Consider the following 16782-nt stretch of genomic DNA (forward strand, 5'->3'; position numbering starts at 1 on the left):
GCCGCACGGAGAAAGAAGAACATGTTCAAGAAGATCCTGATTGCGAACCGCGGCGAAATCGCTTGCCGTGTGATCCAGACCGCCAAGAAGATGGGCATCCTGACGGTGGCCGTCTACTCCGACGCCGACAAGGAAGCCCGCCACGTCGAGCTGGCCGACGAGGCCGTGCACATCGGCGCCGCGCCCAGCCGTGAGAGTTACCTGCAGGCCGACCGCATCATCGCGGCCTGCAAGAAGACCGGCGCCGAGGCCGTGCACCCGGGCTACGGCTTCCTGTCGGAGAACGAAGCCTTTGCGCGCAAGGTCGAGGAAGAGGGCATTGCCTTCATCGGCCCGAAGCACTATTCGATCGCGGCCATGGGCGACAAGATCGCCTCGAAGAAGCTCGCGAACGAAGCCCAGGTCAACACCATTCCCGGCTGGAACGACGCCATCGAGACGGCCGAGCGCGCCGTCGAGATCGCCAAGGACATCGGCTACCCGGTGATGATCAAGGCCTCGGCCGGCGGCGGTGGCAAGGGCCTGCGCGTGGCCTTCAACGACAAGGAAGCCTTCGAGGGTTTCACTTCTTGCCGCAACGAGGCACGCAATTCCTTCGGCGACGACCGGGTGTTCATCGAGAAGTTCGTCGAGGAGCCGCGCCACATCGAGATCCAGGTGCTGGGCGATTCGCACGGCAACGTCATCTACCTGAACGAGCGCGAGTGCTCCATTCAGCGCCGCCACCAGAAGGTGATCGAGGAGGCGCCGTCGCCCTTCATCACCGATGCCACGCGCAAGGCGATGGGCGAGCAGGCCGTGGCGCTTGCCAAGGCCGTGAAGTACCAGAGCGCGGGCACGGTGGAGTTCGTGGTCGGCAAGGACCAGAGCTTCTACTTCCTGGAGATGAACACGCGCCTGCAGGTGGAGCACCCGGTGACGGAGTGCATCACCGGCCTCGACCTCGTCGAGCTGATGATCCGCGTGGCGGCCGGCGAGAAGCTGCCGCTGGCGCAGGCCGACGTGAAGCGCGACGGCTGGGCCATCGAGTGCCGCATCAATGCCGAAGACCCGTTCCGCAACTTCCTGCCCTCGACGGGCCGCCTGGTGAAGTTCCAGCCGCCGGCCGAGAGCATGTTCGCGAGCGACACCGGCCACCTGCACGGCGTGCGCGTGGACACCGGCGTGTACGACGGCGGCGAGATCCCGATGTACTACGACTCGATGATCGCCAAGCTCATCGTGCACGGCAAGGACCGCAACGAGGCGATCGCCTTGATGCGCGAGGCGCTCAACGGCTTCGTGATCCGCGGCATCAGCAGCAACATCCCGTTCCAGGCCGCGCTGCTGGCGCACCCGAAGTTCGTGGCCGGCGATTTCAACACCGGCTTCATCGCCGAGCACTACGGCAAGGGCTTCCACGCGGAAGACGTGCCGCACGCCGATCCGGCGTTCCTGGTGGCGCTGGCCGCCTTCGTCAACCGCCGCTACCGCGCGCGCGCCTCGGGCATCAGCGGGCAGCTCGCGGGCCACGGCGTGAAGGTGGGCGAGCAGTTCGTGGTGGTGGAGTTGGGCCCCGAGGGCAAGCACGTGCACCACGCGGTGTCGGTGAGCGACTTCCAGGACAAGACCGGCGCCAGCAGCGTCACGGTGGGCGACAAGCGCTACCAGATCGAGAGCGACTTCGCACTCGGCGCGGTGCGCGTGCAGGGCACGGCCAACGGCAAGCCCTTCACGGCGCAGGTGGAGCGCGGCGCGGGCAAGAACCCGCTGGCGCTGCGCGTGTCGCACGACGGCACGCAGATCGAGACCATGGTGCTGTCGCCGCTGGGCGCGCGCCTGCTCGAGCTGATGCCCTACAAGGCACCGCCCGACCTGAGCAAGTTCCTGATGTCGCCGATGCCGGGCCTGCTGGTCGAGGTGTCGGTGCAGCCGGGGCAACAGGTCCAGGCCGGCGAGAAGCTGGCCGTGATCGAGGCCATGAAGATGGAAAACGTGCTGTTCGCCACGCAGGACGGCGTGGTGGGCAAGATCTCGGCGACCAAGGGCGAATCGCTCGCCGTCGACCAAATCATTCTGGAGTTCAACTGATGGGTGCCAACGACCTGCAACAAGCGGCAATCACGCTGCACCGCCCGGCCAAGACCGTGGCGACGCCCCAGGGCCCCTGGTCCGTGGAGGCCATCCAGGCGCTGCTGGACAAGCCCTTCATGGAACTGCTGTTCGAGGCGCAGACCGTGCACCGTCGGCATTTCCCCGAAGGCGACATCGAGCTGGCCACGCTGCTGTCGGTGAAGACCGGCGGCTGCCCCGAGAACTGCGGCTACTGCCCGCAGTCGGCCGAGTTCGACACCGGCGTGAAGGCGCAAAAGCTGATGGAGGTCGACGAGGTGGTGCGCGCCGCACAGGCCGCCAAGGACGCCGGCGCCACGCGCTTCTGCATGGGCGCCGCCTGGCGCGCGCCCAAGGATCGCGACGTCGAGAAGGTGGCGGTGCTGGTCGAGGCCGTGAAGGGCCTGGGCCTGCAGACCTGCGCCACGCTGGGCATGCTGGAGCCGCACCACGCGCAGCAGCTCAAGGCCGCGGGCCTGGACTACTACAACCACAACCTGGACACCGCGCCCGAGTACTACACCGACGTGGTCGACACGCGCACCTACCAGGACCGCCTGGACACGCTGGCGGCCGTGCGCAGCGCCGGCATCAGCGTGTGCTGCGGCGGCATCGTGGGCATGGGCGAGCAGCCGGTGCACCGCGCCGGGTTGATCGCGCAGCTCGCCAACATGGACCCGTACCCGGAGTCGGTGCCGATCAACAGCCTGGTGCGCGTGCCCGGCACGCCGCTGGCCGACTCGGAGCCGGTCGATCCCTTCGACTTCGTGCGCATGATCGCCGTGGCGCGCATCACGATGCCGACCGCGCGCGTGCGCCTGTCGGCCGGCCGCCAGCAGATGGGCGAGGCGGTGCAGGCCCTGTGCTTCATGGCCGGCGCCAACTCGATCTTCTACGGCGACAAGCTGCTGGTCACCGGCAACCCCGACGTCGACGCCGACGTGCAGCTGCTGCGCAAGCTCGGCCTGCGCTCGCACCGCACGCAGGAGCAGGCGGAAGAAGGCGGCTGCGCATGACCACGCCGCGTCCCTTCAAGGTGCTGGGCATCCAGCAGATCGCCATCGGCGGCCCCGACAAGCTGCGGCTGCAGAAGCTGTGGGTCGACATGCTGGGGCTCGAGGTGACGGGCACCTTCCGCAGCGAGCGCGAGAACGTCGACGAAGACATCTGTTCGATGGGCAGCGGCCCGTTCAAGGTCGAGGTCGACCTGATGCAGCCGTTGGACCCCGAGAAGAAACCGGCGGTGCACACCACGCCGCTGAACCACGTCGGCCTGTGGATCGACGACCTGCCCAAGGCCGTCGAATGGCTCACGGCGCAGGGCGTGCGCTTTGCGCCGGGCGGCATCCGCGAGGGCGCGGCCGGTTTCGATATCTGCTTCCTGCACCCCAAGGCCAACGACGAGTTCCCGATTTCGGGCGAGGGCGTGCTGGTCGAGATGGTGCAGGCGCCGCCCGAGGTGGTGACGGCCTTCAACGCGCTCGCCGCTACGCGCTGAGCGCCTTGCGCACCGGCGGCTTCACGTCGGCGCGCTGCGGCGGCAGCATCGGCTGGTGCTCGCGCGCCGGGTTCAGGATGATCGAGGTCGCGGTCTCGGTCAGGATGCAGAACTTGGCGAGCACCGCATCGAGGTGCGGCACGTCGATCACGGCGATCTCGAGGATCCAGCTGTCCTCGCCGGTCACGTTGTAGGCATTGACGCATTCGGGCGTCTCCTGCACCAGCTTCACCACGAGGTCGTAATCGGCGCGACCGACGCGGATGATCCCGCGGATGCCGTAGCCCAGCCGCGTGAGGTTCACGGTGGCGCGGTAGCCGGTGATGACGCCGGCGGCTTCCAGCTTTTTCACGCGCTCGGTCACGGCCGGCTGGCTCAGGTGCACGCGGCGGCCCAGTTCGGCCATGCTCAGGCGGGCGTCGGCCTGCAGTTCGGCCAGGATGCGGGTGTCGTGGGCGTCCAGCGTGGGGGTCAAGGTGAAGTCCATGGAAGTCCTTTAATTCGACGGTGCGGTGCGAGCAGAACCATGAATTTCGCATGGCTGCCGGCCCATGGCTTTCATACCATGACGGGCATTCCATACCAAGAAGAGACACCCTCGATATGTCGACACTCGCCACGCCCGCGCAGGCCGCGCCTGCCGCTTCCTCCTCGCGCCCCCGGCTGACGCCGCTGCTGTGGCTGTGCCTGGCCGCCACCTGGGTGGTCTGGGGCTCGACCTACCTGGCCATCAAGTACGCGCTGATCAGCTTTCCGCCGTTCCTGCAGATGGGCTCGCGCTTCCTGGTCGCGGGCGTGCTGCTGGCGGCGTGGATGCGCTGGCGCGGCACGCCCTGGCCGTCGCGCCTGCAGTGGCGCAATGCGCTGGTCGTCGGCGCGCTGATGCTCGGCGGCGGCATGGGCGGCACGGCACTGGCCGAGGTGTCCATCGGCTCGGGGCTGGTGGTGGCGTTCATTGCCGTCATTCCGTTGCTGATTGCCCTGTTGAACCTGATCTGGGGCGTGAAGCCGGCGCGGCTCGAAGCGGCGGGCATTGCGCTCGGGCTGGTCGGCGTGCTGATGCTCACGCAGGGCAGCGGCTTCAAGGCCTCGCCCGAAGGGCTGGTGGCGATCTGCGTGGCCTGCATCTGCTGGTCGCTCGGCAGCGTGCTGAGCCAGCGTAAGCTGCCGCTGGCGCCCGGCGCGATGGGCTTTGCGAGCGAGATGCTGTGCGGCGGCGTGGTGCTGATGGTGCTGGCCGCGGCGTCGGGCGAAACGATGAGTTGGCCGCCGCAGCCGGTGGCGCTGGGGGCGTGGGTCTACCTCGTGGTGTTCGGCTCGCTGATCGCCTTCAATGCCTACATGGTGCTGCTCGCGCAGGCGCCGGCCGGGCTGGCGGCGAGCTACACCTTCGTCAATCCGGTGATCGCGATGCTGCTGGGCGTGTGGATCGCCCACGAGACGGTCACGCGCTTCGAGTGGTACGCCGTGGGCGTGGTGCTGGCGGGCGTGCTGCTGTTGCTCTTCAAGCGCCCGCAGAAGGGCTGATCGGGCAGCTCAGGCCGGGCGGCGCCAGAAGGCGAGGGTGGCCGCCAGCAGCCACATGCCGACCGCGCAACTGCGGTTGAGCATCGTGAGGCCGCGGCGCGAGAGCCAGCGCACGGCCTGCGTGCCGGCGCCGGCGTAGGCCAGCATCACGCAGGTGTCGAGCACCACGAAGATTGCGCCCAGCACCAGGTACTGCATGCCCTGGGGCTTGGCGGTGTCGATGAACTGCGGCAGAAAGGCCGCGAAGAACAGCACCGTCTTCGGGTTCGACAGCGCCACCATCAGGCTGCGCACGAGGGCGATGCGCCCGTGCGGACGGACCTCGACGGCCGACCTGGCCAGCGCGGTGCCCAGGTCGGTCGCTTCGCTGCGCCACAGCTTGATGCCGAGCCACACCAGGTAGGCCACGCCCGCGACGCGGATCGCGTTGAAGAGCCATTCCGAAGCCGCGAGCAGCGAGCCCAGCCCGAGCGCCACGACCGCGATCAGCGAGACGCTGCCCAGCGAGGCGCCCGCGATGCCCCAGCTGGCGCGGCGCATGCCGCCGTCGATGCCGTTGGACAGCGCCAGCAGCATGGTCGGGCCGGGAATCACCGCCAGGGCGAGCGAGGCGACGGCATAGATCAGCAGGGTGTCGAGGGTCATGGCTTGGTGGCGGCCTGGCGTTGTTCCGCGGCAGCGCGGGCGCGCGCCAGGGCGGCTTCGACGATGGAGCGCTTGCGCGTGTCGGCGGCTTGCGGTTCGGTGGCAGCGGGCGCCGGTTCGGCTTCGCGTTTTGCCGTGTCGCGATGTTGGGCGTGCAGCTTGTAGCGCTGCAGGGCGGCCTCGGCCTGCGCCTGCGACCACGCCTGCCAGCCGCTGCGGCCGGGCGTTTCGACTTCGAGCGAGATGCAATCGACCGGGCAGACCGGGATGCACAGCTCGCAGCCCGTGCAGTGCGCCTCGATCACCGTGTGCATGCGCTTGTGGATGCCGATGATCGCGTCGGTCGGGCAGGCGTCGAGACAGAGCGTGCAGCCGATGCACCAGGCCTCGTCGATGACGGCCATGGCGCGTGGGCCTTCGGTGCCGAACTGCGGATCGAGCGGCAGCGCGGGGCGGCCGGTGAGCAGCGCGAGGCGTTCGATGCCTTCGGCGCCGCCCGGCGGGCACTGGTTGATGCCGGCCTCGCCGTCGGCGATGGCCTGCGCGTAGCCTGCGCAATCCGGATAGCCGCACCGTGTGCACTGCGTCTGAGGCAGTGCGTCGTTGATGCGTGCGGCCAGCCCGTTCACGGTGGGTGCTGCGCGCGGCTCAGCGCGCGGCGCTGGCGCGGGGCTTCTTGGCTGCGGCCGGCTTCTTGGCGGCCGGCGCAGCCTTCACGGCGACCGCCTTCTTGGCGGCGACCGGCGTCTTGCGGGCTGCAGCGGTAGCCACGACCTTCAGCTTCTGGCCGGGCTTGATGCTGTCTTCGGCCGGCAGCTCTTCGCGCGCACCGGCGCGGCGCTGGGGCTCGTCGCTGGCGGCGATGAAGTTGCGCACCTTCGGGTAGACCAGGTCGCGCCAGCGGCGGCCGCTGAAGATGCCGTAGTGGCCCGCGCCCTTGACCTCGTAGTGCTCGCGCTTGCCGTCGGCGATGCCGGTGCACAGGCTGTGCGCGGCCTGGGTCTGGCCCGAGCCGGAGATGTCGTCGAGCTCGCCTTCGACGGTGAGCAGGGCGGTGGCGTGGATGTCCTGCGGACGCACGCGCTCCACCTGGCCGGCGGGGCTCTTCACGTCCCAGGTGCCGTTGACCAGGTCGAAGTCCTGGAACACGGTGCGGATGGTCTCGAGGTAGTAATCCGCGTCCATGTCGAGCACGGCGTTGTACTCGTCGTAGAACTTGCGGTGGGCTTCGGCGCTGGCGTCGTCACCCTTGATCAGGTCCTTGAAGTAGTCGTAGTGGCTGCTGGCGTGGCGGTCGGGGTTCATGGCCACGAAGCCCGTGTGCTGCAGGAAGCCCGGATAGACCTTGCGGCCCGCGCCCGGGAAGCCTTGCGGCACGCGGTAGATCACGTTGTTCTCGAACCACTCGAAGCTCTTGTTGGTCGCGAGGTTGTTCACGGCCGTGGGCGATTTGCGCGCGTCGATCGGGCCGCCCATCATGGTCATCGTGAGGGGCAGCGGCTCGCCGCGGCTGGCCATGAGCGACACGGCCGCCAGCACCGGCACGGTGGGCTGGCACACGCTCACGACGTGGCAGTTGCCGTACTCGGCCTGCAGGCGGCGGATGAACTCCTGCACGTAGTTGATGTAGTCGTCGAGGTGGAACTCGCCGTCCGACAGCGGCACCAGGCGCGCGTTCTTCCAGTCGGTGATGTAGACCTTGTGGTCCTGCAGCATGGTGCGCACGGTGTCGCGCAGCAGCGTGGCGTAGTGGCCCGACAGCGGCGCCACGATCAGCACCACGGGCTGGCTCTTGAGCGTCTTGAGGATGTGCGGTTCGTCGGTGAAGCGCTTGAAGCGGCGCAGTTCGCAGAAGGGCTTGTCGAGCTCGACGGCCTCCTGGATCACGACCTCTTCGCCGTCGACCTTGACGGACTTGATGTTGAACTCGGGCTTCTCGTAGTCCTTGCCCAGCCGGTACAGCAGGTCATAGCCGGCGGCCATGCGCTGTGCCATCGGCAGTTGGCTCCAGACGGCGCCGGGACCGTAGAGCTTGGAGGCGGCCTGGGCGAAGTCCGAAAAGGGCTCCATCAGGGAACGCTGGGCTTCGTAGAGTTGATAGAGCATCGCGGGTCTTTGAGTGGATGTTGCAGTGCAATATATCAGTGCATTTGCCGCGGCGCAGGGGGCCGAACCCTAGCCCGGAGCGGGCTGGATTCGGCTTCTGTGGCCGAATGTGAACGAATCGTCAAAAAGTCGATTCACTCACACCCGGTTGTCACCTAGATGACCTTCGCAATCGACGCGCAGACGTAGTCGATGTTCTTGCTGTTGAGCGCGGCGACGCACATGCGGCCGGTGTCGGTGCCGTACACGCCGAACTCGTTGCGCAGGCGCACCATCTGGTCCTTGGTCAGGCCCGAGTAGCTGAACATGCCGATCTGGGTGGTGATGAAGCTCATGTCTTCCTTCACGCCGGCGGCCTTCAGGCCGTCGACCAGCTTCTGGCGCATGGCCTTGATGCGCACGCGCATCTCGCCCAGTTCCTTTTCCCACAGGGCGCGCAGCTCGGGGGTGCCGAGCACCGCGGCCACCACGGCGCCGCCGTGGATCGGCGGGTTGCTGTAGTTGGTGCGGATTGCGATCTTGAGTTGCGACAGCACGCGGCCGGCTTCTTCCTTGTTCTCGCACAGCACCGACAGGGCGCCGACGCGCTCGCCGTACAGGCTGAAGCTCTTGGAGAACGAGGTGGAGACGAAGAAGGTCAGGCCGGCATCGACGAACTTGGCAACCGCCGCGCCGTCTTCCTTCAGGCCGTAGCCGAAGCCCTGGTAGGCCATGTCGAGGAAGGGCACGAGGCCCTTGGCCTTGACGGCGGCGACCACCTGGTCCCACTGCTCGGGCGTGATGTCGTAGCCGGTCGGGTTGTGGCAGCAGGCGTGCAGCACGACGATGGTGCCGGCCGGTGCCGCGTTCAGGGCGGCCAGCATGCCGTCGAAGTTGATGCCGCGCTGGGCGGCGTCGTAGTAGGGGTAGCTTTCGACCGTGAAGCCGGCGTTGGTGAACAGCGCGCGGTGGTTTTCCCAGCTCGGGTCGCTGATCAGCACGGTGGCGTTGGGGTTGAGCTTCTTGAGGAAGTCGGCGCCGACCTTCAGGCCGCCGGTGCCGCCGATGGCCTGGATGGTGGCCACGCGGCCGGAGGTGACGGGCTCGCTCTCGGGGCCGAAGACCAGGCCCTTGACGGCGTTGTCGTAGGCCACGATGCCGTCGATCGGCAGGTAGCCGCGGGCCGAGGGGGCCTTCATCATGTTCTGCTCTGCGGCCTGCACGCACTGGAGCAGGGGCAGCTTGCCGTTGTCGTCGTAATACACGCCGACGCCGAGATTGACCTTGTTGGGGTTGGTGTCGGCTGCAAATTGCTCGTTGAGGCCGAGGATCGGGTCGCGCGGCGCCATTTCGACCGCGGTGAACATAGACATGGAAAGGTCCTTTGGGATGAAAGCTTCGCTGGCAACCGGAGGAGGCTTTATCCTTTCCGGTTGCCTTGAATTTTACCGGCGCCACGCCACCTGTCGGGAACAGCCATGCCAGAGAACACCGAAGCCATAGCAGACCTGAAGAAACTCGACCCCATCGGGCCGGCGAAGCAGGGCGAATTCATCCGCTACCCCGATTCGCCGTTCGAGCTGTTCCAGCCCTATCCACCGGCGGGCGACCAGCCCGCGGCCATCGACGGCCTGGTGGCCGGGGTGCTCGACGGCGAGGTGTTCCAGACCCTGCTGGGCGTGACCGGCTCGGGCAAGACCTTCACCATGGCCAACGTGATCGCCCGGCTGGGGCGCCCGGCCATCGTGTTCGCGCCCAACAAGACACTGGCGGCGCAGCTGTACAGCGAATTCCGCGAGTTCTTCCCGAAGAACGCCGTCGAGTACTTCGTGAGCTACTACGACTACTACCAGCCCGAGGCCTACGTGCCGCAGCGCGACCTGTTCATCGAGAAGGACTCCTCGATCAACGAGCACATCGAGCAGATGCGCCTGTCGGCCACCAAGAGCGTGCTGGAGCGGCGCGACACGGTCATCGTGGCCACGGTGAGCGCCATCTACGGCATCGGCACGCCCGAGGACTACATGGAGATGCGGCTGATCGCCCGCGTCGGCGACAAGGTCGGCCAGCGCGACCTGATCTCGCGGCTCATCCGCATGCAGTACACGCGCAACGAGCAGGACTTTGCGCGCGGCACGTTCCGGGTGCGCGGCGACACCATCGACGTGTTTCCGGCCGAGCACAGCGAACTGGCGATCCGCTTCGAGCTGTTCGACGACGAGATCGAATCTTTGCAGCTGTTCGATCCGCTCACCGGGCGCATCCGCCAGAAGGTGCCGCGCTTCACGGTGTACCCGTCGAGCCACTACGTGACGCCGCGCGACAAGGTGCTGGCGGCCGTCGAAACCATCAAGATCGAGCTGGCCGGCCGGCTCAAGGAACTGACCGGCTCCGGCAAGCTGGTCGAGGCGCAGCGGCTGGAGCAGCGCACGCGCTTCGACCTGGAAATGCTGGCCGAAATCGGCCATTGCAAGGGCATCGAGAACTACACGCGGCACCTTTCGGGCGCGCAGCCCGGCGACCCGCCGCCCACGCTCACCGACTACATGCCGAAGGACGCGCTGATGTTCCTCGACGAGAGCCACCAGATGGTCGGCCAGCTCAGCGCCATGTACAACGGCGACCGGGCGCGCAAGGTCACGCTGGTCGAGTACGGCTTTCGGCTGCCGAGCGCGCTGGACAACCGGCCGCTCAAGCTCGAGGAGTTCGAAAAGCGGGTGCGCCAGTGCATCTTCGTGTCGGCCACGCCGGCGCAGTACGAAAAGGACCACGCCGGCAACGTCGTCGAGCAGCTGGTGCGGCCGACCGGGCTGATCGACCCCGAGGTCGAGGTGCGTCCCGCCACGCACCAGGTCGACGACGTGCTGGGTGAGATCCGCATCCGCGTCGACAAGAACGAGCGCGTGCTGATCACCACGCTGACCAAGCGCATGGCCGAGCAGCTCACCGACTACCTGGGCGACAACGGCGTGAAGGTGCGCTACCTGCACAGCGACGTCGACACGGTGGAGCGGGTCGAGATCCTGCGCGACCTGCGCCTGGGCACCTTCGACGTGCTGGTGGGCATCAACCTGCTGCGCGAGGGGCTGGACATTCCCGAGGTGTCGCTGGTGGCGATCCTCGATGCCGACAAGGAAGGCTTCCTGCGCGCGGAGCGCTCGCTGATCCAGACCATCGGCCGCGCGGCGCGCAACCTGAACGGCAAGGCCATTCTTTATGCCGACCGGATGACCGAGTCGATGAAGAAGGCCATGGGCGAGACCGAGCGCCGCCGCAACCGGCAGATCGCCCACAACGAGGCGAACGGCATCACGCCGCGCAGCATCGTGAAGCAGGTGCGCGACCTGATCGACGGCGTCTACAGCGAGAAGACCGGCAAGGAAATGGCCAAGCTCGACCTGGAACGCGCCAAGGTCGAGGACATGAGCGAAAAGGACATTGCCCGGGAAATCAAGCGGCTCGAAAAGCAGATGCTGGAGCACGCCCGCAACCTCGAGTTCGAAAAAGCGGCCCGGGTGCGCGACCAGCTGGCGCTGCTGCGCGAGCAGGCTTTCGGGGCGTCGGGCGGCGACAACATCGCCGGTTTGGCGTCCTGATTTCGGCTAGGCCATAAGTTCGCTTTCTTCAAGCGAACCGCGCTGGGGTTTACCCGAGCAGATCTCAGGGGCTTCTGCTATACTTGACCGAAATACTCAACAACAAAGAACTTCGCGATGAAGGACCGACTCCTACCGGCTGGTTCACCAGCGTCGGGGTCGGGCAGGGCGGAGACGAAGTCACCGCGGCCCAAGGCTGTGGTGTCATTTCAACGGTAAGCACTTGAAGGAGCTTGCGATGCGTCTCACTACCAAAGGCCGTTTTGCGGTCACAGCAATGATCGATCTGGCGTTGCGTCAGAACACCGGTCCGGTCACGCTGGCTGCGATCAGCCAGCGGCAGCAGATTTCGTTGTCGTACCTCGAACAGCTGTTCGGCAAACTGCGCCGCCACGAGCTGGTCGAGTCGACCCGCGGACCCGGCGGCGGCTACAGCCTCGGACGCAAGGCGGCGGACATCACGGTCGCCGACATCATCGTGTCCGTCGACGAGCCGATCGATGCCACCCAGTGCGGCGGCAAGGAAAACTGCCTCGGTGAACAGGGTCGCTGCATGACGCACGAACTCTGGGCCTCGCTGAACCAGCGCATGGTCGAGTTCCTCGACTCCGTCACGCTGCAGAAGCTGGTCGACGACCAGATCGCCAAGGGCGTGCAGATCGAGAACAAGCCGGTCGTCAAGCGCGCCATCTCGGCCCAGCCGGTGGTCAAGCCCATCCGCGTGAACGCACCGAATTCGGTCTTCGCCCTCGGCAACGTCTTCGCGAAGTCCTGACCCCGATGAGTCCGGCGATGTCTGCGGGCATCGCCCTGAGTTTGCCCTGATCCCAGAACACAACCCCCCACGCCAGCCCGAGCCAGCCATGGACGTCACTCCTCATTTCCCGATCTATCTCGATTACGGCGCCACCACGCCGGTCGACCCGCGTGTGGTCGACGCCATGATTCCCTGGTTGCGCGAACATTTCGGCAACCCGGCATCGCGCAGCCACGCCTGGGGCTGGGAAGCCGAAGAGGCGGTCGAGAAGGCGCGCGGCCAGGTGGCCGACCTGATCAACGCCGACCCGCGTGAAATCGTCTGGTCGTCGGGCGCCACCGAGTCGATCAACCTGGCGCTCAAGGGCGCGGCCCACTTCTACAAGGGCAAGGGCAAGCACCTGATCACCCTGAAGACCGAGCACAAGGCCGTGCTCGACACCATGCGCGAACTCGAGCGCCAGGGCTTCGAAGTGACCTACCTCGACGTCGAGGAAAACGGCCTCGTCGATCTCGAGAAGTTCAAGGCGGCCATCCGTCCCGACACCATCCTGGCCAGCGTGCTGTTCGTGAATAACGAAATCGGCGTGATCCAGGACGTGGTCGCGCTGGGCAATGCCTGCCGCGAAAAGGGCGTGATCTTCCACGTCGACTCGGCCCAGGCCACCGGCAAGATCGACATCGACATCACGAAGCTGCCCATCGACCTGATGAGCCTGGCTTCGCACAAGACCTACGGCCCCAAGGGCATCGGCGCGCTGTACGTGCGCCGCAAGCCGCGCATCCGCCTCGAAGCGCAGATGCACGGCGGTGGCCATGAGCGCGGCATGCGTTCGGGCACGCTGCCCACGCATCAGATCGTTGGCATGGGCGAGGCCTACCGCATCGCCAAGCTCGAGATGAAGGACGACATCGCCCATGCGGCCCGCCTGCAGAAGCGCCTGCTCGACGGCCTGAAGGATGTCGAGCAGGTCTTCATCAACGGCGACCTCGAGCGCCGCGTTCCGCACAACCTGAACATGAGCTTCAACTACGTCGAAGGCGAGTCGTTGATCATGGGCATCAAGGGCCTGGCGGTGTCGTCGGGTTCGGCCTGCACCTCGGCCAGCCTGGAGCCCAGCTATGTGCTGCGCGCCCTGGGCCGCAGCGACGAGCTGGCCCACAGCAGCCTGCGCATGACCATCGGCCGTTTCACGACCGAAGAAGAAATCGACTACGCCATCTCGACCATCAAGCACAACGTCGCCAAGCTGCGCGAGCTGAGCCCCCTGTGGGAGATGTTCCAGGACGGCGTCGACATCAGCACGATCCAGTGGTCGGCCCACTGACCCAGGCCAGCCCAAGGCTCCACGATTGAACAAAGTTTGAGAGGTACACCATGGCATATTCTTCCAAGGTCATCGACCACTACGAAAATCCCCGCAATGTCGGCTCCTTCGAAAAGGGCGACGACTCGGTGGGCACCGGCATGGTCGGCGCACCGGCTTGCGGCGACGTGATGAAGCTGCAGATCAAGGTCAACCCCGAAACCGGCGTGATCGAAGACGCGCGCTTCAAGACCTACGGCTGCGGCTCGGCCATCGCCTCGTCGTCGCTCGTGACCGAATGGGTCAAGGGCAAGACGCTCGACGAAGCGGCGGCCCTCAAGAACGCGCAAATTGCCGAAGAACTGGCACTGCCGCCGGTCAAGATCCACTGCTCGATCCTCGCGGAAGACGCCATCAAGGCGGCCGTGAGCGACTACAAGGCCAAGCACGGCGCCAAGACCCCCGAGTCGACCGCCGAAGCTGCTGTTCACTGAGATGGCCGTCACGCTGACCGAAGCCGCTGCGCGCCACGTCACCCGCTACCTCGGCAAACGAGGCAAGGGCGTGGGCGTGCGGCTGGGCGTGAAGACCACCGGCTGCTCGGGCCTGGCCTACAAGCTCGAGTACGTCGACGAGTTCACGCCTGAAGACGTGGTGTTCGAAGACCACGGCGTGAAGGTGCTGGTCGACCCGAAGAGCCTGGCCTACATCGACGGCACGCAGCTCGACTTCGTGCGCGAAGGCCTGAACGAGGGCTTCAAGTTCATCAACCCGAACGAACGTGATCGCTGCGGCTGCGGCGAAAGTTTTCGCATCTGATGCGTCGTCGCTGACCGCGACCACAGCCGCCACCATGTCATGTGCTGGCGGTTTTTTCTTGCCATGAACCTGAACGACACCGACTTCCAACTGTTCGCCGTCCCGGCGACCTTCGCGCAGGACCGCGCCGTGCTCGACGCGCGCTGGAAGGAGCTGCAGCGCGAGGCGCACCCGGACCGCTTTGCCGCGCAGGGTGCCGCCGCGCAGCGCGTGGCCATGCAGTGGTCGGTGCGCATCAACGAGGCCTACCAGCGGTTGAAAGACCCGATCCGCCGCGCGAGCTACATCTGCGAACTCAACGGCGCACCGCTGAATGCGGAGAACAACACGGCGATGCCGGGTGCCTTTCTCATGCAGCAGATGGAGTGGCGCGAAGCGCTCGACGACGCCCGCGACATCGCCGCCGTCGAGGTGCTGCAGGCGGACGTCGAAACCACGCGCGCCCGCGCACTCTCGTCGCTCGACTGGCTGATCGACGAAAAGGGCGACTACCCCGGCGCCGTGCAGCAGGTGAGAGCCCTCATGTTCATTGAGCGCTTCAGCCAGGACGTCGAAACAAAACTCGATCAGTTGGGACAATAAGCCCTTATGGCTCTTCTTCAGATTTCCGAACCCGGCCAGGCGCCCGATCCGCACCAGCGCCGCATCGCCGTGGGCATCGACCTTGGCACCACGCATTCGCTGGTGGCCTCGGTGCGCAACGGCGTGGCCGAATGCCTGCCCGACGACCAGGGCCGCGTGCTGCTGCCCTCGGCCGTGCGCTACCTCGACGGCGACCGCCGCCAGATCGGCTTCGAGGCCGTGGCTGCACGCGCACAGGACCCCGCCAACACCATCACCTCGGTCAAGCGGCTCATGGGCCGTGGCCTGGCCGACATCGCGAACCGCGATGCCATGTCGTACCGCATCGGCGGTGACGACGGCGGCATGGTCAAGGTGCAGACCTCGGCCGGCGAGAAGTCGCCCGTCGAGATCAGCGCCGAGATCCTGGCCACGCTGCGCTACCGCGCCGAAGACACCTTCGACGACGAGCTCTACGGTGCCGTCATCACCGTGCCGGCGTACTTCGACGAAGGCCAGCGCCAGGCGACCAAGGACGCGGCGCAGCTCGCGGGATTGAACGTGCTGCGCCTGATCAGCGAGCCGACCGCCGCCGCCATCGCCTACGGCCTGGACAACGCGAGCGAAGGTGTCTACGCGGTCTACGACCTGGGCGGCGGCACCTTCGACATCTCGATCCTGCGGCTCACGCAGGGCGTGTTCGAAGTGATTGCCACGGGTGGCGATTCGGCCCTGGGCGGCGACGACTACGACCATGCCATCGCCGACTTCGTGCTCGCGCAGACCGGTCGCCAGGCCGGCAGCGACAACGACCGCGCCGCGCTGCTCGTGGCCGCGCGCGCCGCCAAGGAAGCACTGACCGATGCCGAGTCGACCCTCTTCAGCGCCGCGCTGGCGGGCGGCCATGCCGAGTTCACGCTGACGCGCGCGCAGTTCTTTGCCGCCACGCAGGCGCTCACCGACCGCACCCTCGCGGCCGTGCGCAAGGCGTTGCGCGACGCCAAGCTCAAGCCCGAGGAATTGCAGGGCATCGTGCTCGTCGGCGGCTCCACGCGCATGCCGCAGATCCGCAGCGCGGTGGCCGCCTATTTCGGCCGCGAGCCGCTGATCAACCTGAACCCCGACGAGGTCGTCGCGCTCGGCGCCGCCATCCAGGCCAACCAACTGGCCGGCAACAACGGCGCGGGCGAACTGCTGCTGCTCGACGTGATCCCGCTGTCGCTCGGCATCGAGACCATGGGCGGCCTGGTCGAGCGCATCGTACCGCGCAACCAGACCATTCCGACCGCGATGGCACAGGACTTCACCACCTACCAGGACGGCCAGACCGCGTTGGCGTTGCACGTGGTGCAGGGCGAGCGCGACCTCGTGTCCGACTGCCGCAGCCTCGCGCGCTTCACGCTGCGCGGCATCCCGCCGATGGCGGCCGGCGCGGCGCGCATCCGCGTGACCTTCACCGTCGACGCCGACGGCCTGCTGAGCGTGAGCGCCAAGGAGCAGGGCAGCGGTGTCGAGGCCAGCGTGGCAGTCAAGCCGTCGTACGGCCTGTCGGACGACCAGATCGCGACCATGCTGCAGGAAAGCTTCTCCACCGCCCAGCAGGACATGCAGGCCCGTGCGCTGGTGGAATCGCGCGTCGATGCCGACCGCATGCTGCTGGCCACGCAGAGCGCGCTCGATGCCGACGGCGGCCTGCTGAGCGCCGAAGAACGCGCTGCCATCGACGCCTCGATGGCGCGGCTGCGTGAAGTTGCCAAGAGCAGCAACGAAGCCGCCGTGATCGAAGCCGCCACGAAGGCACTGGCCAACGACACCGAAGCCTTCGCCGCCCAGCGCATGAACGCGGGCATTGCACGCGCGCTCGCGGGCCGCAAGGTCGAATCCCTGTAGACAGAAC

General features: G+C 66.8%; 16 protein-coding genes. 11 read left to right on the plus strand and 5 right to left on the minus strand.

What is annotated here, in order from left to right; all coding sequences use genetic code 11:
* Positions 1-21 precede the first annotated feature (21 nt).
* From accC to AC07YS_RS17605, 3 genes are read left to right on the plus strand one after another with little or no spacing between them, the layout of a single operon-like run.
* Positions 22-2070: an acetyl-CoA carboxylase biotin carboxylase subunit gene (gene accC / locus AC07YS_RS17595; protein WP_495268598.1), complete on the plus strand. Its 2049-nt coding sequence runs from the start codon at positions 22-24 to the stop codon at positions 2068-2070.
* Positions 2070-3107, plus strand: coding sequence for a biotin synthase BioB (gene bioB / locus AC07YS_RS17600; RefSeq protein WP_369646669.1), 1038 nt, complete (start codon positions 2070-2072; stop codon positions 3105-3107). The genes accC and bioB overlap by 1 nt, the downstream gene beginning before the upstream one ends.
* The gene (locus tag AC07YS_RS17605) at positions 3104-3589 is read left to right on the plus strand and encodes a VOC family protein (RefSeq protein WP_495268597.1); all 486 of its coding nucleotides are present in this window, start codon (positions 3104-3106) and stop codon (positions 3587-3589) included. Before bioB ends, AC07YS_RS17605 begins: the two co-directional genes overlap by 4 nt.
* Here the strand turns inward: AC07YS_RS17605 and AC07YS_RS17610 are convergent.
* Positions 3579-4076, minus strand: coding sequence for an Lrp/AsnC family transcriptional regulator (locus AC07YS_RS17610; RefSeq protein ID WP_062473217.1), 498 nt, complete (start codon positions 4074-4076; stop codon positions 3579-3581). The two genes, AC07YS_RS17605 and AC07YS_RS17610, sit on opposite strands and share 11 nt — an antisense overlap.
* A 116-nt stretch (positions 4077-4192) precedes the next feature.
* Here AC07YS_RS17610 and yedA point away from each other — a divergent pair, with 116 nt between their 5' ends.
* Entirely contained in the window at positions 4193-5116 is a 924-nt protein-coding gene (gene yedA, locus AC07YS_RS17615; RefSeq protein WP_495268596.1) for a drug/metabolite exporter YedA, read from the plus strand.
* A 9-nt stretch (positions 5117-5125) separates the two neighbouring features.
* Here the strand turns inward: yedA and AC07YS_RS17620 are convergent, their stop codons facing one another.
* From AC07YS_RS17620 to AC07YS_RS17635, 4 genes are all read right to left on the minus strand, one after another.
* Entirely contained in the window at positions 5126-5761 is a 636-nt protein-coding gene (locus AC07YS_RS17620) for a LysE family translocator (RefSeq protein ID WP_495268595.1), read from the minus strand.
* The gene (locus AC07YS_RS17625; protein WP_495268594.1) at positions 5758-6390 is read right to left on the minus strand and encodes an RnfABCDGE type electron transport complex subunit B; all 633 of its coding nucleotides are present in this window, start codon (positions 6388-6390) and stop codon (positions 5758-5760) included. Before AC07YS_RS17625 ends, AC07YS_RS17620 begins: the two co-directional genes overlap by 4 nt.
* Before the next feature lie 19 nt (positions 6391-6409).
* Complete coding sequence (locus AC07YS_RS17630; protein ID WP_495268593.1) at positions 6410-7867, minus strand: polyhydroxyalkanoate depolymerase; 1458 nt, start codon at positions 7865-7867, stop codon at positions 6410-6412.
* Between the two features lie 155 nt (positions 7868-8022).
* Positions 8023-9219: an amino acid aminotransferase gene (locus AC07YS_RS17635; protein ID WP_495268592.1), complete on the minus strand. Its 1197-nt coding sequence runs from the start codon at positions 9217-9219 to the stop codon at positions 8023-8025.
* 105 nt (positions 9220-9324) lie between these two features.
* Between AC07YS_RS17635 and uvrB the strand changes: the two genes are divergently transcribed.
* The 7 genes from uvrB (at position 9325) to hscA (ending at position 16775) form a co-directional block, all read left to right on the plus strand.
* Positions 9325-11442: an excinuclease ABC subunit UvrB gene (gene uvrB / locus AC07YS_RS17640; protein ID WP_495268591.1), complete on the plus strand. Its 2118-nt coding sequence runs from the start codon at positions 9325-9327 to the stop codon at positions 11440-11442.
* Positions 11443-11680: 238 nt separating this feature from the next.
* On the plus strand, positions 11681-12217 hold the full coding sequence (iscR, locus tag AC07YS_RS17645; RefSeq protein WP_056580055.1) for a Fe-S cluster assembly transcriptional regulator IscR: 537 nt from the start codon (positions 11681-11683) through the stop codon (positions 12215-12217).
* Between the two features lie 88 nt (positions 12218-12305).
* Complete coding sequence (locus tag AC07YS_RS17650) at positions 12306-13526, plus strand: IscS subfamily cysteine desulfurase (RefSeq protein WP_062473230.1); 1221 nt, start codon at positions 12306-12308, stop codon at positions 13524-13526.
* A 50-nt stretch (positions 13527-13576) separates the two neighbouring features.
* On the plus strand, positions 13577-13999 hold the full coding sequence (gene iscU / locus AC07YS_RS17655) for a Fe-S cluster assembly scaffold IscU (RefSeq protein ID WP_062473231.1): 423 nt from the start codon (positions 13577-13579) through the stop codon (positions 13997-13999).
* A 1-nt stretch (position 14000) separates the two neighbouring features.
* Positions 14001-14324, plus strand: coding sequence for an iron-sulfur cluster assembly protein IscA (gene iscA / locus AC07YS_RS17660; RefSeq protein ID WP_007828190.1), 324 nt, complete (start codon positions 14001-14003; stop codon positions 14322-14324).
* A 63-nt stretch (positions 14325-14387) separates the two neighbouring features.
* Positions 14388-14906: a Fe-S protein assembly co-chaperone HscB gene (gene hscB, locus AC07YS_RS17665; RefSeq protein ID WP_495268590.1), complete on the plus strand. Its 519-nt coding sequence runs from the start codon at positions 14388-14390 to the stop codon at positions 14904-14906.
* A 6-nt stretch (positions 14907-14912) separates the two neighbouring features.
* Positions 14913-16775: a Fe-S protein assembly chaperone HscA gene (gene hscA, locus AC07YS_RS17670; protein ID WP_495268589.1), complete on the plus strand. Its 1863-nt coding sequence runs from the start codon at positions 14913-14915 to the stop codon at positions 16773-16775.
* The last annotated feature ends 7 nt before the right edge of the window (positions 16776-16782 follow it).

The organism is Variovorax sp. GW458-11-26-14-LB1, from assembly GCF_059423965.1.